Raw genomic sequence first — 21,629 nt, 5'->3', positions numbered from 1 at the left:
AGGCACAATGACGGCGGAGAAACACTCCGCGGAACAGACGGTTTTCAGCATCATCATGGCAGTCAGCTTCTGCCATCTCTTGAACGACACGATGCAGTCGCTCATCCCGGCCCTCTATCCGATGATCAAGGACGGCTACGGTCTCGACTTCACCCAGATCGGTCTGCTCGGCCTGGTCTTTCAGGTCACGGCCTCGCTGCTGCAGCCGCTGATCGGTATCTATACGGATAAGCGCCCGCTGCCCTATTCGCTCTCGATCGGCATGGGCTTCACGCTGATCGGCCTGGTGCTGCTCGCCTATGCGCATGCCTATTGGGTGCTGCTCGTCGGCGCCGGCGTCGTCGGCTTGGGCTCGGCGGTCTTCCATCCGGAATCCTCGCGCGTTGCGCGCCTCGCGTCGGGCGGACGCCACGGTCTGGCGCAGTCGTTGTTCCAGGTGGGCGGTAATTTCGGCTCGGCCATCGGCCCGCTGGCCGCCGCCTTCATCGTCCTGCCGCGCGGACAGACCAGCGTCGCATGGTTCTCGGTTGCCGCATTGACTGGGATGATCATCCTGTGGCGCGTGGGCGTCTGGTATTCGAACCACCGCCGCACCAATGCCGGCCGCAAGGCTGCCATGCCCGCCGTCGTGCTGCCGCGCGCCAAGGTGATCATGTCGATCGCGGTCCTCGCCATGCTGGTCTTCTCGAAATACGTCTACATGACCAGTCTTTCGAGCTACTACACCTTCTACATGATCGAGCGTTTCCAGGTGTCGGTCCAAGAGGCGCAGATCCTGCTCTTCGTCTTCCTGGGCGCGGTTGCCATCGGCACGGTCGCCGGCGGCCCGATCGTCGACTGGTTCGGCACGAAGTTCACCATCTGGTTCTCGATCCTCGGCGCCTTGCCCTTCACGCTGGCGCTGCCCTATGCGGGCTACACCTGGACGATCGTACTAACCTTCGTGATCGGCATCATCCTGGCGTCTGCCTTCTCAGCCATCGTCGTCTTCGCGCAGGAACTGGTACCCGGACGCGTCGGCATGATCGCCGGCCTGTTCTTCGGCTTCGCCTTCGGCATCGGCGGCATCGGCGCGGCGGCACTTGGCATGGTGGCGGACCGCATGGGCATCGTCTTCGTCTACAACATCTGCTCGTACCTGCCGCTGCTCGGCCTGCTCACCGTCTTCCTGCCTGATCTCGGCAAAGGCCGGCGCCACGCAACATCAGCGAAATAGCCGCGTAAAGCCGCAACATCTTCAAAAACCACAAAAGGCCGAAGCACCCGCTTCGGCCTTTTCCATTTGAACATCACGCGAAGTTTTAAGCAGACCCAAATTCCGGACAATAAAAAAGGCCGGGGCGAAACCGCACCGACCTTCCTATTCGCATCTCACACCAGTGCCAGTACATCCGTGGTCAAAAGCATAAACGCGATACCGGCAACTGCGAGCGTTCGCTGTGTGGAACACTGACCAGCAATGCCGATGGACCTCATATGGGAGGTCAATGTGGCGAATTCAAGTCCGAGCGGGAATTCAGCACGCACGAACCGAAATCGATGTTAGGCGGCCTTGTTCTTGCGCATGGAGGGTGCCAGGCTTTTTTCGATGGTCGCGATCCTTTCGCGACGACGTTCGAGCTTTTTGTTGCGGCGGCATGTTTTGCCCGCTGTAGCCTGTCGGCTCGCCTGAAGCTGCTCGATGTAGACGGTCTCGCCTTTCGGGTTCGAAAGCCGGTCGAATATCCAGCAGAAGGACGCGGAGAGTTCCTTGACCTTGTAGAGCGGCGTACCCGAGGTCCGATCCTGATCAAGAATTTCCTGAAGCACGACCTGATCCCATATATCTGGATCGTTGTCGCAGCGCTCTTTCCACACTTCCAGAAGCCGGAGCGTCGCTGGCGTATCGTTCAGCAGAATGGTCGCGGAAATCAGCCGGTCGCCCTCGCGATAAACTGCCACATCGCAGTCATATCCGGCCAGCACCGGCCACGGGTCACGATGGAACACCGCATCGACGTCGACGTAGAGCAGCGGGCCGCGAAATTTCCTGCGCGCCTCCAGGAGAAATGTCGGCTTGAGCGCCGCGTTGCGCACCCACGTGCCGGCACTCTCGATCGCCGTTGTATGGACCGTCAGCCCAAGACGCTCAGCAGACGCCACCATGCGCGCTGCCTCGTTCGCGTAAAACGAGTCCGCCGTGTGAAAGGCGACGATGTCGCCCTTGAAGCCGCGGGATAAGACGATCTCCGAATCCGTCGGGAAAGATACGACGTGATCGCGGTACTTGGCTTTCGACTTGCTGAAGAGGTCAAGGAACCGGTAAAATAGGTTCGTGGTCATATTCAATCCTGGCTGTCCATGTCGGACAGAAAATGAATGGCGACCCCTGCAGGATTCGAACCTGCGACCACCTGCTTAGAAGGCAGGTGCTCTATCCAGCTGAGCTAAGGGGCCACACTGCCGATGCGCCTGGGCGCATCGAAGGCATGGGCTCTGGAAGCGATCGGTGCGCCGATCAGTGCGTCCAGGGCTGCGTGCGCGTATAGCGGAAATTATCCGGATATGCCACCGTCTGACGCTGCGGATCTTTCGGCGCGATCACCCGGTATTCGATGCCGTTGCGCTGTGCATAGGCTTCGGCCAGTTCCTGCGTTTCGAAATTCAGCTTTACCTGCTGGCGCATGTCCGACGACGAGGTGTAGCCCATGATCGGGTCGATCGTGCGCGGCGTTTCCTGATCGAACTCCAGCACCCAGAGGTGAGTCTTTGCCTTGCCGGATTGCATGGCGGTCTTTGCTGGACGATAGATCTTGGCAGACATAGCTGCACGCCTCCGAATTATGGCTTTCGCAATCAATGGACTGCCCCCTTGCGGGACATCTTCATCTACGATCGCACAGATAGATGAATTTTGCTTAGCGGCGAATCCCTTCCTTTTCAAGCGAAAAGCCGTGGGGCTCGCCCGCCAGCGACCTACCCCTTGAACGACGCCTGCACCGCCTTGTCCGGCACTTTCCGGCAAGCGGAAAACAGGTCGAGCTTCGCGTCGTAGACGCTGGTTTCGACATCCATCAGCCCGAGAACGCTGTGGAAGAAATTGTCGTGCGACACCGGATTGGCGGCACTGGCCGCGAGGCAGGCCGTATCGATGCCGGATGCCACGCTGAAATCCGGCGACAGCCAGACGATGATCGGCGCCCGCGTCTGCTCCGCCGGCGCGATGATATAGGGCGCGCCGTGAAGATAGAGCCCGTTCTCACCCAGCGATTCGCCATGGTCGGAGACATAGAGCATTGAAGCCGAAATCTTGTCCTGGTGCTTCTTCAGATTGTCGATGACCTTGGCCACCACGTGATCTGTGAAGAGGATCGTGTTGTCGTAGGCATTGACGACCTCCTCCGGCTTGCAGGCGCCGAACTCCGGTGTGCGGCAATCCGGCGTGAAGCGGCGGAAATCGTCGGGGTAGCGCCGGTAATAGGCCGGCCCGTGGCTCCCGAGTTGATGCAGCACGAGAACGCTGTCGCTCTTCACATTCGATAGCCAGTCGCCGAGCTTGTCGAGCAGCACGGTGTCGAGGCATTCGCCGTCCGTGCAGAAGCGCGGATCGGCGGCATCAGGCAGGAAGCGATAGGGAATGCGGTTGGCGACGCCATAGCTGCCGGTGTCATTGTCCCACCACTCGACATCGACCTTGGCGTGGCCGAGAATATCCGTGAGGTTGTCAGTCTCAAGGCCCTTGCGATGCGTATAGTCCGCCCGAGTATAGACCGAATACATGCAGGGCAAGGACACCGCCGTGGAGGTGCCGCAGCTCGTCGAATTCTTATAGTAGATGACGCCGCGCGCCTTCATCTCGGGATTGGTCTCGCGCGGGTAGCCGCCGAGCGAGAAATTCTGCGCCCTGCCCGTCTCGCCGGCAACGATGATCGTCACCCGGGGCTTACCATTGGCGCTCGCCGTGCGCTGATGCGCATCCGTACCGAGCGGCCGGCGCACGATATAGCGGTCATCCTCCGAGGCGAAGGCGAAGCGCGCGGCACTGCCGATCGGAACGAAGGGGTTGAGCGTCAGCATCAGGTCCTTGTGGAGACGCCCGACCGAGGCATAGGTCTGCGAGAATCCGAGCCCGGCCGCCATGGTGATACCAAGGCAGGGCACGATGACGGCCATGTTCCAGACGAATTTCTTCAGGAACGGCTTGTGAACGACCCTGACCCAGATGATGAACAGCGACGGCAACACACCGGCGAGCAGGATGTGCAGCAGGAAGGACAGCGTGATCAGATGCGCCGATTCCGCCTGCGTCGTCACCGCCGCATTGCGGATCATCTCCTTGTCGATGATCACGCCGAACTGGTCCGTGAACCAAGACGACACCACCGCCACCATCAAAAAGAAGATCAGCGTAGGCTTGGTCAGGTATTTCACCGAGAAAGTCGTCAGCGCAGCGATGGTCAGCGTCGAAATGCCGATCACGAAGGCGGCGAAGGCAACGGGGGCCGAGGAGAGATAGCCGAAAGCGCGGGTCCAGAAGGTGTGGTTGGCCACCACGAGAATATAGATCGCCGTCAATACCGATAGCGTCACGCTCCCGATCTTCGGCCGAAAGCTCTCGCTAGGCTCCGCTAAAACCGTGTCTTCCAATTCCACCCATCCTGAAACCGCATGCCCGGCTAAGATGCCGAGCGACCAAGCCGCGGGGGATGGCATTCGATACTGACATCAACCTGAACGAACGGGAGAGAGCCGATCCTTGTGAAAAGACGATTTTAGTTATTGCAGCGCATGATCGAACCGTGTATTGCGCTCCTCGTTGGCACGGAGTGTAGCGCAGTCTGGTAGCGCATCTGGTTTGGGACCAGAGGGTCGGGAGTTCGAATCTCTCCACTCCGACCACCGACAAGCGCCTGAGATTACTCGGCAATTCCCAACTTTTCGAATGCTGCTGAACCTCCCTTTGTGGGAGCACCGTGGGAGAAGCCCGCCATTTCAGCATCTGTGGGAGACGATCACCCGCATGCCCGATCGCTACCAACCCCTCTACCACTGGCGCCGCACGAAGCTGGATGAGAACGACGAGCCTCGCGATTCCGACTGGTCAGGCTATGACGGGGAGATCGGGATAGGGAGGATACAGTTGCAGGAGCATGGGCCGACGAAGGGGAAGTGGCATTGGGCGGCACACGGTCCTCACGTCCGCCACCGGCATACACCGCACACAGGATATGAAGCGGAAGGCCGCGAAGCCATGAGGATGGTCGAGGAATACTATCACGCGCTGATGGCGGCGAATGGCCTCAAAGGCTCACGGCAGGACTAATCCTGCTTCTCTTCCCGGCGGGATAGTTCGTTCTCGATGGCTTCACGAATGAAGTCGGCCATGCGGTAGTTACCAGCAATGGCTTTGATTCGGTCCTTCGTCTCTTGCGAGATCCGCACTTTCGTTTCCACAACATTGAGAGTTGGACGCCCCATGCGGCCCTGATTAATCGTCCCCGATAAATTTGTCAAAGCGGGCTCTCCATCGCTTGTAATCGTCCCCGTTTAAGATTTATAATCGGGGACGATTACAATGGCAACCAATGGAGGCAAAAGATGTCGGACGGCGGGAAGATGGGACGATTTGCTCCAATCAGCGACGATCAAATCCGCGAGATCATGACCTGCGGCGACGTATCGACGGCACGCATGAAGATTTCACGCCTGATCTACGAGAGGACAAGACCAGCATCGATGAATGCCGAGCCCGCGACCGGCGACGGCACTAAAGCGCTTTACTCGGAAGAAACCCCGGAAGGCAGCGTTGTTCGCCTGTCAAAATGGCCGGAGGGTTATGTTCTTTGGTGGGATGGCCGGATCGCGTGGCGCTCGTGGAAGGCAACGGGAGAGCGCGTTGACCTAACGATTTCGATCGATGCCAAGTCGCTCGAACCAGCAGCCCGCTCATTGCGGGACGCTTGCGAGGCCCATGCGATACGCGCTTTGCATCGCTTCGATGTGGCGAAATATCTGGAAAGCTACCGCTACGCCCCGGCATCCGAAAACGAGGATGCAGATTGCTACCCGCCGACCGAAGAGGAAAAGGAGATGCTTCGCGACGCCATCGATGATGTGATCGTTCATTTGATGGCCGCCGTCGAAGAGGCCCCCGACCAAGACGTGGCGGGTCGTGTTTGGGACGAAATTGGAACAGCCCTCGCCTTGCTCGATGACAACGACGTATCGGCAAAAGCCAGAGCGCTCATCCGCGCAGCGCTTGAGAGCGCGACTAGATGCCAAGCCCCTCAATATCTTGGCGGATCAGCCACACCTCACAACCCCGGAGAAGTCCAATCATGAAATCGCACGAAGCTATCAAGGCTGTCCTTGAAGGACACCGCATCGCCCGTTCTGGATGGAATGGAAAGGGCATGTACGTCTATCAGTACGAAGCGATCGGCTTCAAGCCAGTTCTGGTTTTACGCACGGCACAAGGCGAGCGCCAGCCTGGATGGGTATTTTCTCAGGACGACGTCTTCTCTCAGGATTGGGAGATCGTCTGATGCGGAATTGGAACGATCCGGTCTGCGCCCCCAAGGATGGGACAATGCTTCACCTACTGATCCGGCAGGGTCAGGATGAGAATGACGCATTCACGCCTTTTGACGATAGCCGAGAGCCATACGAGACCATCGGCTTTAACAACCTCGCGAACACGCAGGAAGATCGGTGGGATTTTGCAGGGTGGGACTGGCAGCAAGATTGCTTCGTGACTGGCGCTGGTGAGGTAATTGGCTGGCTCCCCTTCGGCCAGCCCCCATCGCCCATAGAGAATGTGCGTGGTGATCTTTATGACGCCGATGCCTTCATGGCTGACGGTGGCTACACGCCTATGACCTCTGCTGAGGCGGTTCTGGCCTGGCTTCTGATTGAGAAGATCGGCGTTCCTGATGATGTCTGCTACTCACCCAATCAGGCGCAAGATATCATCGTGCGTCGGCTTGATCTGGCCCGTGAGCTTGAGGAAATCGACGCCATGCTTGCCGAAGGTCAGGGCGATGATCAAGGCCACCCGATCATGCCTGAATTTACCAAAAGCATGACAACCTATGCAAAGGTCGAGGCTTGCTTGCATCTGCTCGAAAGGCGTCGTGACGCTCTACACCCATCGCCCGTTTCGAATGTGGTTGGCGCTGATCGGCTGATTGAAGCGGCCAAGGACGTGATCGTTAGCGCGTCAGACACCTACAAGAAGCGCAACGGGCATTTGGGCAGCTTCGAAGACGACAGCGGCGAAAAGTGCTGGATCGTGCCTTTCGACGCTTTCGAGGGCTTGCGCTCGGCGGTTGACGCTCTCGCCTCTACGAAGGTGGGCCGATGAGCAGGCTATTTGGTCGCGACTTCATAACACAGAAGTACCTTCGGCAATATCCGAACAGCAAACGCGCGCAGTCGTGGGCGGGCGTCATGGTGCAAATCCAGACTGAGAACGGCGTTTGGCGCCATGGCGGCAGCGGCTACACGTGGCCGGGACACCCTGACGCATGGATTGTGCCTTTCGAGTTCGCCGTGGAGAAGATTGACCACTGCGGGCCGGAGAAATGTGGCCGGTTCCTTCGCGCCACCCCACCGGCCGACCCCTTGCGCAGCCGCATCATGAAAGCGCTGTTCGATCCCGGCGCCACGGAAGGTTTCAAGGGCAATCGAGATCTTGTGGCATGGCAGGCTGACGCCGTTATGCGCATCATCAATTCTCCGGAGGCACAAATATGAGCATGGAGTGGGTCAGGAAGAACTACAGGGTTCCTGCCAAACGCGGCGGTCGCGTCGAGTATGCGGGCGACAATGGTTCTGGGCCGCGCTTTGGCACCATCATTCGAGCGGATAGCGGCAGGCTCCGGATCAGGCTCGACGGCGACAATTGGGCGGGCATCTACCATCCCACATGGGCGCTCCGCTATCTCGATGCCAGCCCCCCACCGCCCGTACAGAGCGATGTGTGTAGCAAATGAAAGATGAACTGAGCTTTGAACAGATCAGCAAGCTGATCCGCTATGATCGTGAGACCGGGCAGCTTACGTGGCTAGAACGCCAGCCAGCGATGTTCAAAGATAGCCGCTGGGGACGAGAGCAATCCTGTGCGGCGTGGAACGCGAGATATGCCAACAAGCCTGCACTGACCACCAAACACTCAGCGGGATATCTCCACGGAACGATCGATGGGAAGCAGTATTTCGCTCACCGTGTCGCGTGGCTTCTCGAAACTGGAGAGTGGCCGGCAGACCAGATTGACCACGAGAACGGCAACAGAGCAGACAATCGGTTCGTCAATCTCAGGGACGTGTCGACCTCCGTGAACAGGCGCAACACAGCCCAGTACAAGCGCAATACCAGCGGCGTGACGGGTGTGTGCTTCGACAAACGGAGGGGGAAATGGATGGCATACATCTCAACGGAAGTCGGACAAAACAAGTTCATCGGCTATTTCCCGTCAATTGAAGCCGCGACGGAAGCGAGGCTCAGCAGAAACGCAGAGTTCGGCTATTCTGCCCGTCACGGCTCCTAACCTTCAAACGGTGGAGATGGATGCACCTATCATCACGCCAGCCAGCAGGGAGCCAATTGCCACCGCCAAGATGATCGCCCAGATGTTCCGGGTTGAAAGGTCGCCATCCCGAAAGCCGGGTGCGCTCAGGAATAACATTCCTGCCACAGTGTATGAGTAGGGCCAAAAGCCGGACACCGGGGACAAGGCCCAACTCTCAGGTCTACCGAGCCAATTGAAGGCAATGACGTATAGCCGCTGGCAGAGCACCACCAGCCAGATCAGGAAGATGGCGAGTACGAGCAACCATTCACCGCTGTCAGCACCATTTTTGACGGCTCGAAACGCGGCTGGCCCCCAGGTGATCGTGATGATCACCGCTGTCCCGAAGGCCAATGAGTTGAAGATATCGCGCAGCACGAGCGGCGGCACGAACATCGAGGCGATCCAGTAGGCAAGGAACGCACCGACAGCGAAGACGACGGCGCGATTAGGCGTGAGGCTTCTGATCATTTATATTTTTCCAGATACGATGCTGAGGACATTCCCGGCAAGTTCCTGCCGTATTTCCCAAGATCGACGCTCGACGTTGAACTTGGCTTGGACCATGTCAGTGACAGCCTCATGCAGCTGTCTTTCCTTGGCGTGGTTTCGTTCGGCGGGGGCAACGCTATCGGAGGTCACCGGTTCAATCCGGGTATCCAACATGCGCTTCACTAGGTTCAGGAATGCCATCAGGATGCCTTCCTTGCGTTGACCGCGGCGACAAAGGCATCGAGAGAGCGTTCATTCGCCTTGATGATCTCGAAACCGACCCGCGCTTCATTGATCCTGGCATCATACAGCTTTTCGATGAGAGCGTCTTTGGCCGCGAGCTCGACCTTGTGCGCTGCTCTCTCGTTTTTCATTTCCGTCCACAGTTTGAGGATGAAGAGGGCCAGGGCGACACAGATCGAGCCTATGATGCCGTTGGCGAAGAATGGCGCTGTGATGCCGGTTGCTATGTCTGGCTGCATGGTTTCACTTCACCGTGGCGTTTCGCCGGTTGAGATCGGCAATCCATGCCGCGCAGTCGTCAGCCTGCTTGTCCCGGTTGTCGGCCGCGACCTCCCATCGGAACTTGAAGATCACCCACGGCTCGTCTCGGAGCTGGACTCGCTCCATATGGGCGATGCAGGCTGGGATCGGGACAATGGGCGGGCTTTGCGCGGCCGCCTGCCCTCGCGTCACCGCAGCAGACTGCAAGCGCCCGTCCGCCTTCTCGTCCGTCGACTGGCAAGTAGCGAGAGCCACTGCCATGACGAGGACGGCTATCGTTTTGGTGACCATGACCTGTCCTTATCGTTAGGGCGTGAGAGTTCGGCATCCTGATCGGCTTCAGCACGGAGGCGTTCTATCTCGGCAGCCTTGGCTTCCTCGCCTCGCTTGGCGTCAATGGCGCGCTTGTCGGCTTCCGCCGCCGCTTCGTCCGCCATTCGCCTTAAAGCGCGCTCACGGGCCAGCGTAGCGTTTGCTGCCGTCAGTTCGGCTGCGGACACCATCTTCTCGATGCGGGCGTTGTAGATGGCCGTCTGAGCGGCCGTGGCGAGCTTGACCTGATCGGCGGCGAAGGAGTGCGCCCTACCCGTCGTGAGGTCACCGATGATCGGGATGCTCGACAGGTATGGAATGCGCGACGCGCCCGGAATGCCCCAGTCGTAGACGTAGAGACCAAGGAAGGCCAAGCCACCGAAGCCGATCGCGCGGTACAGGAATGTGAAGATGGCACCAATCATGGCCTGCCCTCGTCTTTGGCGTTGAATGGTTGGGGCGGAGGCTCGTATGGCTCTGGGCAAGCCCGATCGACCGGATCGCCGTCGACGGCCACAGGAGGCGTGGCGTATGGCAGGCCAGTCCCAGTGCGCCAGATCGCGATGATGTCTTGGACGGTCGCAAACCCGGTGTAGCCGAGCACGAGGACCATGATCATGACGCCCCATATCCATGCGACTGTTTCATTGACCCTAGTGTCGGGCGCGTCGATGAGCTTCATTAGCTGCCAGCAAGCCCAGGTGACGACTGGGAAGATGATCAGGCGGCGCCATTTCCAGCCAGGCTCTCCGGTCTTTTTCGCCTCAGTGGGCTTCCCCTTCGTCTTCATGCGGCAGCCTGCAAGGCTTCGTAGAATCGCTTGGCATAGCCGGCGACGTCGTTAGCCCGATCGAGGCCGTTTATGATCTTGCGAGCGCTCACCCAGTCGGAGCTCTGCGCGGTGAAGTAGTCGCCGAGCTTCTTGCCGGTGAAGAGACCGCGAGCCATACCCTCGAACATGATCTTGACGGCGACGTCGTCGCGCATGGCCAGATCCGGGTTGCCAACTAGGTCGGCGCCGACTATCGGCCCCATCCGCTCATAGTTGGCCTTGTGGGTCAGTTGCACGAGCCCACGGCCCAGCCACGACTTGCCCTGCGCATCCTTCCGCCAGTAGGCCGACTTGACCCAAGGCATCCGGCCCTTTGCCCATGAGCTTTCCAGGCGGGCGATGGCCTTGTCGACCGTCGGGTTGGTGACCTCGTCCGACTGGCGTGTCTCGATGACCGGCTGCATGGTGCGAGCCGTCTCGTGGAAGGCCGTCGCCAGCATATAGGCCAGCCAGCGCGCGTCGATGACAGCCTTCGCTGCCTCGTCGAGAATGGCCTCCGTCCCCTGTACTTGAGACGCAGTAAGCGAGCCGCCGAACAATGAGGTTCGAACGCTCGCGAAGAATCGCGATCGGTCCATGGTGATCTCCGATGGTTTGTGAGAGGATGTTCGGTCTGGATCAGTCCAGCAGGGCGCCAGCGCGCCAGAAGCCGTCCATGTACTCGCTCGAAAGCGACTTCATAGCGGCGAAGAAGTCAACGAACCAGTTGCTGCGCTTGAACTCAGTAGCGCCGGCGAGCAGCATGCGGGCCTGCCATTGGATATCCTCGTCGAGGATGGCGTCGACCATCTCAGCAAACTCAGCTGGCAAGGTATTGGCAGCGATCGCCGCCAGCGCCTCTTCCTTGGTGATCATCTCCCGGTTGGCCAATTCCTGGTAGAACTGGCGACGGCTTATCGTTTCCGGAACCGCTACAGGTGCCAGAGTGCCCCACATTGTTGGCATGGTGAGATCCTTATGATTGCTGCAAAACAACGCCCGACGCGATGATGTTCTTGTTCGTGAGCGTCTTGAACCGCCAGCCGATTGCTGTGCCGCTTGGCTGGGCAACCAAAGAAACGGTGCCCTCGTACATTTTCACGCCGCCAAGTGACGGCATAGTCAACGCGAGAGTTACCGCAGTCCAGGTCGTACCGCCGTCGCGCGTCACTTCCATGGTGAAATCAGTGTTTGGCGCTAGAGTCAAAGCGTCGGCAAGCTGTACTGCAACACGGGCAATCGAGGGCGCGGATGGCGTTGGGTAGTTGACCGAAACCAGCGTCATGTTGAGCAATCCGTACACCGCCCCAATTGAAAACGTTTGTACGTTCGCGTCTTCGGTGAAGCCGGTTTGCGCGCCGGTTAAATCTCCGGTTTTGTAAGCCCGAGACGACAACGCAATGAACTGGGGATTACTCAGTGGGGAAGACGCCCCCATGTAAAATGTTCCAGACGCCGGAACGGTGTATGGAGTGGTGAGCGAATAAAGAACAGCGCCACCCGGATGTGATACCACCTGGTTGTAGACAATATTGTAGGCCCCTGCAGCGGTTCGTTGCGCTATCTTCAACGAGTAGCTTCCAGCTACTGAAGAGTTCAGCAGAAGCCCCAAAACCGTGCGACCATTCGAGATTGCAACATCCCTGTTAAAGACAGTGATATTGCTAATTGGCGCCGTTGTGTTTGGCGCCGCAGCGGCAGAAATGTCATTTGCAGGCGAGAACCAGTCGTTCGCCGCATCATAGACGTAGTTGGCCGAAGATCCAGCAAGGATACCGGACACGTCATCAAACGCATCCGCCACACCACCGATCATACCCATCCGCTGCCCCTTGAGATCGGCTATTTCGATGGCTAACAATGCGTCGTTTCTGCCTTCGGTCGGACCAATAAAGGCTTTCAACTCTGCTGACGTCAGTGCTTTTATGAGTTTACCCGTGACACCGTCAAATGCCGCTACAAGACCGTCGACCACCCCTGCCGGCCCGACGACATCACCCGTACCAGTGCCGTCCGTCCCCTTGAGCGCCGTGAGCTGCCAGTAGGCGTTCGATATCGTCGGAAGGGTCGGCGGCGCGTTACCCGTCGTCGGCTGCAGCGCAACAAACGACGATCCATTGTACAAGACGCCATCGTTGCGAGAGTAGGCGGTTGCAGCACTATAGACCCCTCTCGGGTTGACGTAACCCGCCGGGCCCATCGGGCCGACCGGTCCAGTGCCATAGGCGAACGGGCCGCTCCAGTCGCCAGAGGTTGCGGACGCCTTGACGTACAAGACAGGCACCGTCACCCCGATGAATACTAGGTACGAAAACCCTTTGGCGCGAGCGTCATAGGTGGCACGCCCAGCGAGATCACCGCTGGCGTCATATTTGAAGATCGTGCCAGCATCGAGTTCGGCGATCAGGCGCGCCAGCGTATTGCTGTTGACGTTGAGCTGCTGGAGATAGGCGGTGTCGCGGACCAAAGCATAATCATAGGTGCCGCTCGCCCCCATCCATTCAATCGCGGCTGTGATTGAGGTATCGCTGTCGACTGTCGCGATCGGCAGGGGGTTGCCGTCCGCTTCAGCAGCAATGAAGCCACCGGCGATCAGGGACACCTGCCAAGCGGTGCCGATGCCAGTAACCACAGCAGAGCCGTTCGTCAGGGTGATTTGCCCTGTCGTATATGCGATCGTCATGTCGTGAAGCCCCTAAGCTGGGATGCCGAGAATATAATATCGGATGCCTATGATGGGCGTCGGATCGTTCTCGGTGACAAGGTTGGAGATGTTGCTGCCACCAGAGAGGTAGCGACGGGTTGGCAGCCCCCTAAAGGTGAAAAACCGCGCTTCTGATGGCGTCAGCTGGCAGTAGGTGCTGTCGCCTGCCGTGTAATAAGCTTTGCCCGCGTCTGCGGTGTCATAGTAGCCATAGACTGTATATGGGGCCTTCACGCGGCTCGATATCGTCCCGCTGAAGTTCCCGAGCCGAACACCAGAGCCACCGGCATGCACCGTGACGTATTTGACGAAGGGAAAAAGGCCGCCCGTTGAAAGCGGGACCACCCATTGTTGGGCGCCATTGACCCCGCCGACGTCGATATAGCCTTCGTTCAGTATCCGGACCTGCGGCCAGCGGCTGTCGACCATGATATCAGATAGCCGCGGTGGCCTTGCCGCTCCAGGGCGAAGGAACTGAAGAACATCCCGCGTACCATCGTTGAACTCTCGCCACACGTCATTGTCGCCCGCAGACGGTGATGAATCGTCGAGGGCGTAAACGATGAACCTGGCGCGCGCTGCACCGAAGGGGTTCGAGAAGACGATGTTTGCCCCGCTGAACTGGTAGTCTGCGCCGTATTCAGTTTCGGTCGAAAGCGGGTTAGTGGGATAGAAGATAGTGCCGCCCTGGTAGACGATGACGTCAGCTCTCAGCTGCCCGATCGCTACACCCGCCAACGCGGTCAACGGATAAACTGTCGTCCCGCTTGGTAGAGCGATATCCCCAGCTGCGACCACCTTCGCGGGCAAACTAGAGCTGTCGAAGCTTAGCTGAGACGGTGTGGCAGTCCTCACGTCGTAACCGGGCTTTGCCGCCCGACAAGCTGTCCGGGTAATCTCAACGGCCACCTGACCCGCCACCGGCGCCAAAGGCGGGTTATTGATCGGCACGGCGGTGCCAGGCAGGTTCCAGACAACGAATTCTTTGTAAGTCTGCGCAAACTCCGAGTTGAAGAAGTGCGTGCCAAAACCCTGCGCCATGTTGAAGGCATAGGTGCCAGTCCCGGTGAAGTTAGTAAGCCACCCTTCCTCGCCGTATCCCGGCGTCGTGAACAGCGCCGATCGATTATTAAAGCCGAGGAAGTATCGCGTCACGCGAGCGCCATAGTTCACGACACCAGAGGCATCCTTGTACTTGATGTCGAACAGCGGCACCGCATATTCCAGCGCCGGGAAGGCGTTCGACCTGATGAAATAGTTCGCGATGTTCGTCAGGTAGCCGTCGTAGAATGTCAGGAAGTTAGAGGTTCCGGTTCCGGCCGGCGTGAAGGCTTGTCCGCTTCCGGAGTAAGCCCGCGCCACGATGCCCGCGAAGCGCATGGTCTGGTACTTGCTGTTGAACAAGAACTTCGCGTAGTCGGTGTCTGGCGTCGAATACGGATTGTAGATATCCGACGCCATAATTTTCACGCACCCGGCGTTCTGGCTATCGACACCGATGAATGCTGCAATTGCCATCAGCCGCTCTTTACCGTTATGCCGTTTTCATTGATCCGGACCTTGCCGCCGCCGAGATTGATGTCGGCGACGAGGATCGTCCCGATGTTGGCGATTTGCAGTTTCAGGACGCCGCCTTCGTAGACAAGCGGGTAAGAAGTGGTCGTTCCGTCCGTCACAACGAACTGATCGGCCATCACCGCAAACCGACTGCGCTGGACGCCGGAGACGGTGTAAAGCTCCAGAAAGAAGCCGGTCTCCTTGTATGCCTGCGAGGTCGAAGCCCTGAGCAGCACGGAAAATCTGGCGTCGACCCCGGCCTGATTTGCCGCGACACCGAACTTGATCAGCCCGTTGACAGAGATGTCATCGACGGTTGCCCCGATGGCAGTGGTTTGAGCAACCGCCGCAGACAGGTCATCAACGACGACGGCGATCTGCTCATCAAAGGTTGCCCTATTGTTGCCGATCTCCGCCGAGAGCTTCCGCCTCGACACCTCAGAGACCGCCGTGCTCATCTGATGCGCTTCCATCAGCTGCTGCAGCAACGGACGGACGTCGTCGATCTCCTGAAACAGGTTCGAGAAGACGTCCAGGACTTCCTTCTTGATGTTCCCGAGCCCGATCTCAAGGTCGGCGTTTCCGCCATCCAGAGACGTGATGTCGATAGGCGTAGACCAGTTCGTGACCCGATCAGCGATCAGCTTGTGCCGGAACTGATACGTCGTGAGGCTAAGGATGCCCTCCTGGATGAAGGCAATGTTCGCGTCCGCCTTCACTGTCCGCGAGAACTTGTTTCCGGGTTCAGTCTTGATCCACCACTCGATCACGATATCCGTGACGGTGACATCCTCTACCGGCGACCAGGACACGCGGAAAGCCGGGTATGATCTCCCATCTGAGCCGATGCCAATCACTGCCGCGATCGAGAAGTCCTGAAGCTCGTTGAGATAGATCGGCTCTCCGTTCGGTATCGGGATTGTCGGCGGCAGCACCGTAACGCTGTCATAGATGCCGCCGTCACGCTCCTGCAGCGACAGGGAGACGTTGCGCGGCCCGTCGCTGGTCAGCGCCCTGATCGATCGAGCCTGCACCATGTAGACGCGGTCACCGTATCGAGCCGAGTTCCAGCGGACCCAATCACCTGCCTTGATCGTCTGGAAGCGCGGCCGAATGACGATGTCGGCCGTTGCCTCGTAGCGGTTCTCATTGAAGTAGATCGAGGCGAGCTGATTGGCCTGGCGCTTCGATCGAACCTGGGGGAAGTCGAGGTTCACATCGCGCGTTCGGCGATCCAGCGACACGTACCCAGCATTCGTCTGGGTGTCGTAGCCGGCCGGCGACCACATGTTCTCAGGTTCCGGATAGGTGCCAGACACGGCATTGACGAGATCAGCCATCGAGCGACGACGCTGGAAGCGAACAGCCTCACCTGCAATCAGATCGTCATCGGTGAAAGTCTCGACAATCGGCTGGTCAGTCCCGATCAGCGGCCACGAGCCGGTGACGTCATCGATGACAATCCCACCGCAAGCCGTCATCACGGCTTCGATATTGTCGCCATGCTGGGCATCAGCATCAAACAGCACCGAGCAGCGATAGCGGCGCTCACCGCCTGCATCCTCGTCGCAGATGTTCATGGCCGTGGCGTAGCGGTCAAACGGTAGGTCTGCCGAGGCCATGCCCATGCCGCAGAACATATCGTCGTTGACCGAGAAGCCGCGCCGGTAATTGTACTCCTGGACGATCGGGTTTTCGGAAAACTCGTGCGTCGAGTAGTCATCCCACCGATGCCCGCCGGAACCGCCGACCGTCGAATCCTTGCGGAGGTCGTAGAGGCGAGCGCCGCGGAACTCGAAGAAGAAGTCGGGAAACTGCCCGAGCTTGTCCTGGTCGTATGTCAGCTCGGCTTTGATCCAGCAGATGCCGGTCCCGATGTGATCAGCCGTCCAGCGCCCAAAGGGATTGGAGTGATTGATCATGTCGGCGTCGGCCGCCGTCTGGGTGCCGTAGTAGAAAGTGAAGCGGATCAGGCCGGCGTAATCGCCGCTGACCACGGAATAGATGGTCTTAAATGCATCCCCGCCAAGGACGCTCAGCGACAGCAGAGAGCCACCCGCCCAGATGCGCGACAGGCCGTCGCATGGGAAGTCGGCGAGCACGTAGACCTGCTCGAGGTACTTGTTCGAGCTGCCATAGGTGTTGACATAGCAATCATGACCCGCAATCCCGACGAGGCCGCAAGCGACCTTGCGGGTGACGTTTTCGCCGTATTCTCGCTCGAACTCGACGCCGCCGACGGCCGCGCTGTTCTTCTTCGCCTGGTTCTTCTGGATCTTGCTGACGAGCAGGTTTAGGCCGATCCCGATGATTGCCTTACCGATGATGCCGAGCGAGCCGAAGAACCCGCCGATCGCGGCTCCGATAGGTGCGAGAAATGGCATTAGGTCACCTTGAATGCATATGCGACTTCGGAGGCCGGCAGAAACTCGACGGCATCAGCACCGCGCGTCATGAAGCCGATCGAGGTGAAGAGGCCGCCCGAGAGGACGCCATCGCGATCGACGATGCCGATATCGCCCCGCTGGGCCATGCAGGGCTGGATCTCCGAGAACTTGGCGCCAAAGGCATCGCGCACCGTCTCGAAGCCGTGCTGCCGCAGCTTCTTGGCCGCGCCCGCTTTCGTCTTGTATCCGAGCGCGTCGGCATACATGCGCTCGCCGGTGACGGCCTCGACGCCATCGTCAGCGATCAAATAGCAGTCCGATGTGCCGTAGAGCGAAGGCAACGCCTGATGCTTCGCCACAACCGCGTTGAGGCGTTTCTCCCATCCGGGAAGTCTGGTCATGTGGTTACAGTCCCTTGAAACCTATGGCACGCGCTGCGCCTGCAGCGGCACTCTTGGCGGCGTTGACGGCCGAGCCGACCGCCTTGCCCCACGCGATATCGACACGGCCAGCGGTGGCCGCATGCTCGAAGAACCGATCGCCCGGGTCGCGACGCTGCTGGTCGGCGACTGTCCGCTTGCGCCCATTCTGACGTGAGTAGTCGAGCTGTCGGCCCTCGCATCGCGCCGTTAGGTAATAACCGCGCGTGTCGTCGGCGTTGTGCTCGATGACGTCGAGGTAGCCGCGAGCAACAGGCTCGACCTGGATAAGCGCCATCGTGTCCGGATGGAAATGGGCATCATAGACGACGACTGGGCGGTCTCGATAATCCTCATTCTCGATCTGAGTGAGGATCTCTGGCGTCAGGTCGAATTGCTTGCTCTCCGCAAGCGTGAGCGTGAAACCACCGTCTGCCGCCGTCCCGGTACCGCCGCCAATATCGGAGACCTCGATCAGGCCGAAAGGCTGGTAGGTGACGCCAGCATAGGCCAGCGACTCGCGCCGAGCGATGAAACCATAGATGCCCGAGCCGAGCTGGACGCGCACCATCTGACGGGTCGAGATCCTGCCGGCGTCATACAGCGCTTTAACTTCAGTAGAGAGCGCCATTTACTGGCTCTCCCGAAGCTGGAACGACACCGTGCGGAATAGCCCCTCACCCGGCGCTTGATAGCTGCCAGGAACCAACCGCATGACCAGCGCAGGGTTTGCGAACCTAACAACCGCACCAGCCTGAGCAACGGTATAGAACGGCGGCGGCTCGACCGTGATCGACCTCGTAGCCCCCGATCCAGACACCTCAGTGATCCTGCCAATGTAATACCGACCAGATCGCTCAAGCCCAATGCGATCCCCTATCGACAGCACCAGTCCAGCATCGACGCTGTTGACCGACAGGATATTTCCGTCGGCGACCGATACCAAATTGCCGGGATCATCCGCCGGAGCGTGATTGCCCCGGTGGGCCTTGGGGTAGCCCTGCGTTGGATGGCGGAAGAGAACCGTGCGAAGCCCTTCGCGGAGAGACAGCCACCAAGCCTCGACCTCCGCGTACTTGTCGTACAACAGCTCCGATGTCTTCATTGTCGCAACCCAAGTCTCATCCTCGGTCTGCGTGAAGTTGATAAGCCGGCTGCCACTCCGACTGGCCTTCACCGGATTGTCGAGAATAAAATCGCACTGCACCCACCCAACAGCAGGAAGTTCACGCGGGAAGATAACCGCCATTAGATCAGCCTCCTCCGCTGCGCTTCCTTGACTGTGTCGATGATCTTTGCGGGCAATTCCGCATCTCGACGAGCCTGCGCAGCCTGTAGCCGCGCCACTGCCTCGCTGTCCGCGCCTCGTGCATCGATCGTGGTGCGGGCGTCGATATGCATCGGCCCACTGCCAGAAGGGCTGCTATTCCCGTTAGCAGGAACATTGAGGCGATGATTTGGTACGACTTCCTCGCCACCCTTAAAGCGGACGAGCTCGGGACCGTTCTCACCAACCCACGCCACACCAGCACGGGCCGAAGGCGTCCCGCTCGCATATCCCGGCAAAGACCCGGTGTATGCGGTCGCCCCAGACCCCAAATTGAAGCCCTTGGAGCCCCCGCCGCCGCCGAACAAGCCTCCGAGTATGCTGCCGAATAGCCCCGTTGACCCCGAGGAATTGTTGATGGCGAAGATGTTGTTCAGCACGTCATTCAGAAGGCTGTCGCCGATCTTCTTCAGCACCGACAATGCCGCATCGCCTAGGGATTCCCACGCGTTCTTTCCCTGTTCAATGCCGTTGAAGAAGGTATCGGTGAAGTCGCCTGCAAGCTCTCGGCTAAACTTCAGCTGCTCATTGAACCTGATCATCGACGCGAGCTCAGAATCCATATCGATTTCCAAGCCGTAGGACTTCTGGAATGAGGCGATGGTCTGATCCGTGGCCGAACGGCCCATCTGCTCGCGTTCGAAGAGCAAATCGGCCTTGGCATTGGCGTTCGCGGCAGCTTCCGCATATTTCTTGTAAGCTGCGACCTTGTCCTCAATGGCCTTGACCTGGCTGGGGCTTAGATCGCGGCCCTTGTTCTCTCCCTGCTGCAAAAGCTCGAGCTTCATGCGCAAAGCATCCGCTGCGACACCACTCTTGCCTGCGAGCTCGGATTCCAGTTTCATCTGATCGACGCGATCCTGCGCAGACTTGAGCAGGTCGCGGTAAGCATTCGCAGCAGATTTCGCAGCCGACTCCGCTGCCTTGGCTTGCTTTTGAAAGCCTGGCAGCCCTTCCAGTTCGATCTTCGGACGTGCCTCTGGGGTCGGAGCAAGCACGTTTCGCCCGTCACCGAGGTTCACATACTGGCTATCCACACGCTGCCTCGCCGCGGTCTGGTTGTTGAGGAGACGGCGACGGCCTTCCTCGAACGTGATGGGATCGCGGCGAGCTATAGCGCTCATACCCTGCTGCGTAGCCGCAGCTATGCGCTCAATGTCCGTAGCGTCCGGCAGAGCGACGTTCGCGAGCTGGGCGAGTGCCTTTGCCAGTTCCTGCACCCCTGCGACCTGCGCTGCCGCCGTGCCGCCAACGAGGGCAAGCGCGGCTTTGGCCTGTTCGACCTTTCGCGAGGAGTCGAATGCGGCTTCGGCTAGTTTCAACAGGTTATCGCCCGTTTCTCGGAAACCTGGGTTGTCCTGGACACGCTTTTCGACCTGTTGGCGGAAGGCGGCTAGATCGGGAGTTCCCTGCTTGGCAGCGTCCTTCAAATCAAGGATGGCCTTGCGGAAGGGTTCGAATTCAGGAGCGAACACCGCGCGACCCAGCAACCCGCCATTCGGAACAAGGGAGTCGATGAAGTCGGTCATGTCCGACTTGAGCTGTTCCGTCTGGTTCTTCAGGTTGATACGGGCGAAGGCTGCGGTCTCTTCTGAACTCTTGCGCAGGAAGTCGTCCAGCCCTGTCGTGGCATCACCGTAAGCGTCTTTCACATCCCTGATGACCTGGGCATGCAGCTTGATCGCTTCGTCGGCCTTCTTGGTACCGGTCAGCAGCTCGGTGATATAGCCGATGCCAGCGCTGGCGAGGCCGACGGTCGCAATCGTCGCAAGTGAAAGCGGCGAGACCAGCGACGCAAACGCGCCGCCGAGAGCCGTCACAGCTCCCTTGACGCCGTTGCCCCCAAGGGCATCCGTCAGCTGAGGCGCCTGCTGCAACGCGACGGTCAGCGGAGACATACCAAGCGCTGAGGTCGAGAAGATGTCTTGCAGCTGATAGCCAACATTGGAAGTCTGGAAGCGCTGGTTCCTTCCGCCTTGGGAAGCGGACTGGACCCTCTCCATCCGGCTTGAGGCTTCGGTGACATCGTCGATCGCTGCTTTTCTGCCCTTCAGGGCCGCGATGCTCGCGAGAGCTTCCTGACGTTCCCTCGAAATGGCGAGCGACATGCGGTCTGCGCTCAATGCCCCGACGGAATGCGCTTGCTTGATGTCTTCAACCGTCTGCTTGTATCGCTTTATCACAGCGAAGAGCGGATCGTAGCGGGCCCGAAGGTTATCAAGCTTGCGGCCATATTCTTCAATGTCTTTGCCGCGCTCGCCGCCACCGAAAGCGGTTTTGACATTCAGGGCCCGGTTGATGCGGTCTGCCATGCTCTCCGCCTGCTGGGCAGACTGCTGGATGCGCTTGGCGAACTCGGTAGCGGCCGCTCCTGTCTCGGCGAAGGCCTTCTTCGACGTGGTGCCCAGGCGCACAACTTTGGATTCCGCGTTAGCTGCGGCTGCGGGAAGTGCATCGAGATCGGCAACCGCCTGTTTGATAGGCGAAGAGTCGATGGAAAACCCAAGATGCGCGTCCGTCATCAGCTTTACCTTCTGGCAATCTGCGGTTTAAGGTTGCCGAAATCCA

27 protein-coding genes and 2 tRNA genes are annotated in these 21,629 nt (G+C 59.2%); 9 read left to right on the top strand and 20 right to left on the bottom strand.

Annotation, left to right across the window (positions count from 1 at the left end; all coding sequences use genetic code 11):
- The first annotated feature begins 7 nt into the window (after positions 1 to 7).
- Positions 8 to 1,216, top strand: a complete 1,209-nt coding sequence (locus tag D460_RS0120495; protein ID WP_018900452.1) for an MFS transporter — start codon at positions 8 to 10, stop codon at positions 1,214 to 1,216.
- A 326-nt stretch (positions 1,217 to 1,542) separates the two neighbouring features.
- On the opposite strand, the gene D460_RS0120490 is transcribed toward D460_RS0120495, so the two are convergent.
- From D460_RS0120490 to D460_RS0120475, 4 genes are all read right to left on the bottom strand, one after another.
- Complete coding sequence (locus tag D460_RS0120490) at positions 1,543 to 2,322, bottom strand: putative nucleotide-diphospho-sugar transferase (RefSeq protein ID WP_018900451.1); 780 nt, start codon at positions 2,320 to 2,322, stop codon at positions 1,543 to 1,545.
- A 37-nt stretch (positions 2,323 to 2,359) separates the two neighbouring features.
- A tRNA-Arg gene (locus D460_RS0120485) sits at positions 2,360 to 2,436 on the bottom strand.
- Positions 2,437 to 2,497: 61 nt separating this feature from the next.
- Entirely contained in the window at positions 2,498 to 2,803 is a 306-nt protein-coding gene (locus tag D460_RS0120480) for an ETC complex I subunit (RefSeq protein WP_018900450.1), read from the bottom strand.
- A 152-nt stretch (positions 2,804 to 2,955) separates the two neighbouring features.
- Positions 2,956 to 4,569, bottom strand: a complete 1,614-nt coding sequence (locus D460_RS0120475) for a phosphoethanolamine--lipid A transferase (RefSeq protein WP_245267773.1) — start codon at positions 4,567 to 4,569, stop codon at positions 2,956 to 2,958.
- Between the two features lie 232 nt (positions 4,570 to 4,801).
- On the opposite strand from D460_RS0120475, the gene D460_RS0120470 reads away from it, so the two are divergent.
- Together D460_RS0120470 and D460_RS0120465 are read left to right on the top strand one after the other, a co-directional pair.
- Positions 4,802 to 4,878 (top strand) — tRNA-Pro (locus tag D460_RS0120470).
- A gap of 121 nt (positions 4,879 to 4,999) precedes the next feature.
- A complete protein-coding gene (locus D460_RS0120465; protein WP_026283340.1) occupies positions 5,000 to 5,302 on the top strand; it encodes a hypothetical protein in 303 nt (100 codons plus the stop codon).
- Here D460_RS0120465 and D460_RS33360 read toward each other — a convergent pair.
- The gene (locus D460_RS33360; protein ID WP_018900447.1) at positions 5,299 to 5,493 is read right to left on the bottom strand and encodes a hypothetical protein; all 195 of its coding nucleotides are present in this window, start codon (positions 5,491 to 5,493) and stop codon (positions 5,299 to 5,301) included. The genes D460_RS0120465 and D460_RS33360 overlap by 4 nt on opposite strands.
- Positions 5,494 to 5,577: 84 nt before the next feature.
- On the opposite strand from D460_RS33360, the gene D460_RS0120455 reads away from it, so the two are divergent.
- The 6 genes from D460_RS0120455 to D460_RS0120430 are packed head-to-tail and all read left to right on the top strand — an operon-like array spanning position 5,578 to position 8,527.
- Positions 5,578 to 6,321: a hypothetical protein gene (locus D460_RS0120455; protein ID WP_018900446.1), complete on the top strand. Its 744-nt coding sequence runs from the start codon at positions 5,578 to 5,580 to the stop codon at positions 6,319 to 6,321.
- Positions 6,318 to 6,524, top strand: coding sequence for a DUF2829 domain-containing protein (locus D460_RS0120450; protein WP_018900445.1), 207 nt, complete (start codon positions 6,318 to 6,320; stop codon positions 6,522 to 6,524). The genes D460_RS0120455 and D460_RS0120450 overlap by 4 nt, the downstream gene beginning before the upstream one ends.
- A 44-nt stretch (positions 6,525 to 6,568) precedes the next feature.
- On the top strand, positions 6,569 to 7,342 hold the full coding sequence (locus D460_RS0120445; RefSeq protein WP_155947796.1) for a hypothetical protein: 774 nt from the start codon (positions 6,569 to 6,571) through the stop codon (positions 7,340 to 7,342).
- Positions 7,339 to 7,734, top strand: coding sequence for a hypothetical protein (locus D460_RS0120440; protein WP_018900443.1), 396 nt, complete (start codon positions 7,339 to 7,341; stop codon positions 7,732 to 7,734). Before D460_RS0120445 ends, D460_RS0120440 begins: the two co-directional genes overlap by 4 nt.
- On the top strand, positions 7,731 to 7,973 hold the full coding sequence (locus tag D460_RS33355; protein ID WP_018900442.1) for a hypothetical protein: 243 nt from the start codon (positions 7,731 to 7,733) through the stop codon (positions 7,971 to 7,973). The genes D460_RS0120440 and D460_RS33355 overlap by 4 nt, the downstream gene beginning before the upstream one ends.
- Positions 7,970 to 8,527: an HNH endonuclease gene (locus D460_RS0120430; RefSeq protein WP_018900441.1), complete on the top strand. Its 558-nt coding sequence runs from the start codon at positions 7,970 to 7,972 to the stop codon at positions 8,525 to 8,527. Before D460_RS33355 ends, D460_RS0120430 begins: the two co-directional genes overlap by 4 nt.
- Before the next feature lie 3 nt (positions 8,528 to 8,530).
- Here the strand turns inward: D460_RS0120430 and D460_RS0120425 are convergent, their stop codons facing one another.
- Genes D460_RS0120425 through D460_RS34585 form a run of 15 tightly spaced genes read right to left on the bottom strand, consistent with a single transcriptional unit; the run spans position 8,531 to position 21,583 of the window.
- The gene (locus D460_RS0120425; protein WP_018900440.1) at positions 8,531 to 9,019 is read right to left on the bottom strand and encodes a hypothetical protein; all 489 of its coding nucleotides are present in this window, start codon (positions 9,017 to 9,019) and stop codon (positions 8,531 to 8,533) included.
- Positions 9,020 to 9,241, bottom strand: a complete 222-nt coding sequence (locus D460_RS0120420) for a hypothetical protein (protein ID WP_018900439.1) — start codon at positions 9,239 to 9,241, stop codon at positions 9,020 to 9,022.
- The gene (locus D460_RS0120415) at positions 9,241 to 9,522 is read right to left on the bottom strand and encodes a hypothetical protein (RefSeq protein WP_018900438.1); all 282 of its coding nucleotides are present in this window, start codon (positions 9,520 to 9,522) and stop codon (positions 9,241 to 9,243) included. Before D460_RS0120415 ends, D460_RS0120420 begins: the two co-directional genes overlap by 1 nt.
- A 4-nt stretch (positions 9,523 to 9,526) precedes the next feature.
- Positions 9,527 to 9,835 (bottom strand): hypothetical protein, encoded by a 309-nt coding sequence (locus tag D460_RS0120410; protein WP_018900437.1) that lies wholly within the window; start codon positions 9,833 to 9,835, stop codon positions 9,527 to 9,529.
- Positions 9,817 to 10,281, bottom strand: a complete 465-nt coding sequence (locus D460_RS0120405; protein WP_018900436.1) for a hypothetical protein — start codon at positions 10,279 to 10,281, stop codon at positions 9,817 to 9,819. The genes D460_RS0120410 and D460_RS0120405 overlap by 19 nt, the downstream gene beginning before the upstream one ends.
- The gene (locus tag D460_RS0120400) at positions 10,278 to 10,646 is read right to left on the bottom strand and encodes a hypothetical protein (RefSeq protein ID WP_018900435.1); all 369 of its coding nucleotides are present in this window, start codon (positions 10,644 to 10,646) and stop codon (positions 10,278 to 10,280) included. Before D460_RS0120400 ends, D460_RS0120405 begins: the two co-directional genes overlap by 4 nt.
- Positions 10,643 to 11,266: a glycoside hydrolase family 19 protein gene (locus D460_RS0120395; RefSeq protein WP_018900434.1), complete on the bottom strand. Its 624-nt coding sequence runs from the start codon at positions 11,264 to 11,266 to the stop codon at positions 10,643 to 10,645. Before D460_RS0120395 ends, D460_RS0120400 begins: the two co-directional genes overlap by 4 nt.
- Before the next feature lie 40 nt (positions 11,267 to 11,306).
- Positions 11,307 to 11,633 carry a hypothetical protein gene (locus D460_RS33350; protein WP_155947795.1) on the bottom strand — a complete coding sequence of 109 codons (327 nt, stop codon included), beginning with the start codon at positions 11,631 to 11,633 and terminating at the stop codon, positions 11,307 to 11,309.
- Between the two features lie 10 nt (positions 11,634 to 11,643).
- Complete coding sequence (locus tag D460_RS34590) at positions 11,644 to 13,350, bottom strand: hypothetical protein (protein ID WP_018900432.1); 1,707 nt, start codon at positions 13,348 to 13,350, stop codon at positions 11,644 to 11,646.
- A gap of 12 nt (positions 13,351 to 13,362) precedes the next feature.
- Positions 13,363 to 14,889, bottom strand: a complete 1,527-nt coding sequence (locus D460_RS0120380; protein WP_018900431.1) for a hypothetical protein — start codon at positions 14,887 to 14,889, stop codon at positions 13,363 to 13,365.
- Entirely contained in the window at positions 14,889 to 17,312 is a 2,424-nt protein-coding gene (locus D460_RS0120375) for a phage tail protein (protein WP_018900430.1), read from the bottom strand. The genes D460_RS0120380 and D460_RS0120375 overlap by 1 nt, the downstream gene beginning before the upstream one ends.
- Positions 17,312 to 17,716 (bottom strand): hypothetical protein, encoded by a 405-nt coding sequence (locus D460_RS0120370; protein ID WP_026283337.1) that lies wholly within the window; start codon positions 17,714 to 17,716, stop codon positions 17,312 to 17,314. Before D460_RS0120370 ends, D460_RS0120375 begins: the two co-directional genes overlap by 1 nt.
- Positions 17,717 to 17,720: 4 nt before the next feature.
- The gene (locus D460_RS0120365; RefSeq protein WP_018900428.1) at positions 17,721 to 18,365 is read right to left on the bottom strand and encodes a hypothetical protein; all 645 of its coding nucleotides are present in this window, start codon (positions 18,363 to 18,365) and stop codon (positions 17,721 to 17,723) included.
- Positions 18,366 to 18,983 carry a hypothetical protein gene (locus D460_RS0120360; RefSeq protein WP_018900427.1) on the bottom strand — a complete coding sequence of 206 codons (618 nt, stop codon included), beginning with the start codon at positions 18,981 to 18,983 and terminating at the stop codon, positions 18,366 to 18,368.
- Positions 18,983 to 21,583 (bottom strand): phage tail length tape measure family protein, encoded by a 2,601-nt coding sequence (locus tag D460_RS34585; protein ID WP_018900426.1) that lies wholly within the window; start codon positions 21,581 to 21,583, stop codon positions 18,983 to 18,985. Before D460_RS34585 ends, D460_RS0120360 begins: the two co-directional genes overlap by 1 nt.
- Positions 21,584 to 21,629: the final 46 nt, after the last annotated feature.

Source organism: Rhizobium sp. 2MFCol3.1 (genome assembly GCF_000377565.1).
In the GTDB taxonomy this organism is placed as follows: Bacteria; Pseudomonadota; Alphaproteobacteria; order Rhizobiales; family Rhizobiaceae; genus Rhizobium.
This window is presented reverse-complemented; position numbering and strand designations above follow the sequence as displayed.

What these genes read in the sequence shown, in the direction of transcription:
- D460_RS0120495 (WP_018900452.1), top strand. Translation starts at nt 8, where the DNA reads ATGACGGCGGAGAAACACTCCGCGGAACAGACGGTTTTCAGCATCATC.
- D460_RS0120490 (WP_018900451.1), bottom strand. Translation starts at nt 2,322, where the DNA reads ATGACCACGAACCTATTTTACCGGTTCCTTGACCTCTTCAGCAAGTCG.
- D460_RS0120480 (WP_018900450.1), bottom strand. Translation starts at nt 2,803, where the DNA reads ATGTCTGCCAAGATCTATCGTCCAGCAAAGACCGCCATGCAATCCGGC.
- D460_RS0120465 (WP_026283340.1), top strand. Translation starts at nt 5,000, where the DNA reads ATGCCCGATCGCTACCAACCCCTCTACCACTGGCGCCGCACGAAGCTG.
- D460_RS0120455 (WP_018900446.1), top strand. Translation starts at nt 5,578, where the DNA reads ATGTCGGACGGCGGGAAGATGGGACGATTTGCTCCAATCAGCGACGAT.
- D460_RS0120450 (WP_018900445.1), top strand. Translation starts at nt 6,318, where the DNA reads ATGAAATCGCACGAAGCTATCAAGGCTGTCCTTGAAGGACACCGCATC.
- D460_RS0120445 (WP_155947796.1), top strand. Translation starts at nt 6,569, where the DNA reads ATGCTTCACCTACTGATCCGGCAGGGTCAGGATGAGAATGACGCATTC.
- D460_RS0120440 (WP_018900443.1), top strand. Translation starts at nt 7,339, where the DNA reads ATGAGCAGGCTATTTGGTCGCGACTTCATAACACAGAAGTACCTTCGG.
- D460_RS33355 (WP_018900442.1), top strand. Translation starts at nt 7,731, where the DNA reads ATGAGCATGGAGTGGGTCAGGAAGAACTACAGGGTTCCTGCCAAACGC.
- D460_RS0120430 (WP_018900441.1), top strand. Translation starts at nt 7,970, where the DNA reads ATGAAAGATGAACTGAGCTTTGAACAGATCAGCAAGCTGATCCGCTAT.
- D460_RS0120425 (WP_018900440.1), bottom strand. Translation starts at nt 9,019, where the DNA reads ATGATCAGAAGCCTCACGCCTAATCGCGCCGTCGTCTTCGCTGTCGGT.
- D460_RS0120420 (WP_018900439.1), bottom strand. Translation starts at nt 9,241, where the DNA reads ATGGCATTCCTGAACCTAGTGAAGCGCATGTTGGATACCCGGATTGAA.
- D460_RS0120415 (WP_018900438.1), bottom strand. Translation starts at nt 9,522, where the DNA reads ATGCAGCCAGACATAGCAACCGGCATCACAGCGCCATTCTTCGCCAAC.
- D460_RS0120410 (WP_018900437.1), bottom strand. Translation starts at nt 9,835, where the DNA reads ATGGTCACCAAAACGATAGCCGTCCTCGTCATGGCAGTGGCTCTCGCT.
- D460_RS0120405 (WP_018900436.1), bottom strand. Translation starts at nt 10,281, where the DNA reads ATGATTGGTGCCATCTTCACATTCCTGTACCGCGCGATCGGCTTCGGT.
- D460_RS0120400 (WP_018900435.1), bottom strand. Translation starts at nt 10,646, where the DNA reads ATGAAGACGAAGGGGAAGCCCACTGAGGCGAAAAAGACCGGAGAGCCT.
- D460_RS0120395 (WP_018900434.1), bottom strand. Translation starts at nt 11,266, where the DNA reads ATGGACCGATCGCGATTCTTCGCGAGCGTTCGAACCTCATTGTTCGGC.
- D460_RS33350 (WP_155947795.1), bottom strand. Translation starts at nt 11,633, where the DNA reads ATGCCAACAATGTGGGGCACTCTGGCACCTGTAGCGGTTCCGGAAACG.
- D460_RS34590 (WP_018900432.1), bottom strand. Translation starts at nt 13,350, where the DNA reads ATGACGATCGCATATACGACAGGGCAAATCACCCTGACGAACGGCTCT.
- D460_RS0120380 (WP_018900431.1), bottom strand. Translation starts at nt 14,889, where the DNA reads ATGGCAATTGCAGCATTCATCGGTGTCGATAGCCAGAACGCCGGGTGC.
- D460_RS0120375 (WP_018900430.1), bottom strand. Translation starts at nt 17,312, where the DNA reads ATGCCATTTCTCGCACCTATCGGAGCCGCGATCGGCGGGTTCTTCGGC.
- D460_RS0120370 (WP_026283337.1), bottom strand. Translation starts at nt 17,716, where the DNA reads ATGACCAGACTTCCCGGATGGGAGAAACGCCTCAACGCGGTTGTGGCG.
- D460_RS0120365 (WP_018900428.1), bottom strand. Translation starts at nt 18,365, where the DNA reads ATGGCGCTCTCTACTGAAGTTAAAGCGCTGTATGACGCCGGCAGGATC.
- D460_RS0120360 (WP_018900427.1), bottom strand. Translation starts at nt 18,983, where the DNA reads ATGGCGGTTATCTTCCCGCGTGAACTTCCTGCTGTTGGGTGGGTGCAG.
- D460_RS34585 (WP_018900426.1), bottom strand. Translation starts at nt 21,583, where the DNA reads ATGACGGACGCGCATCTTGGGTTTTCCATCGACTCTTCGCCTATCAAA.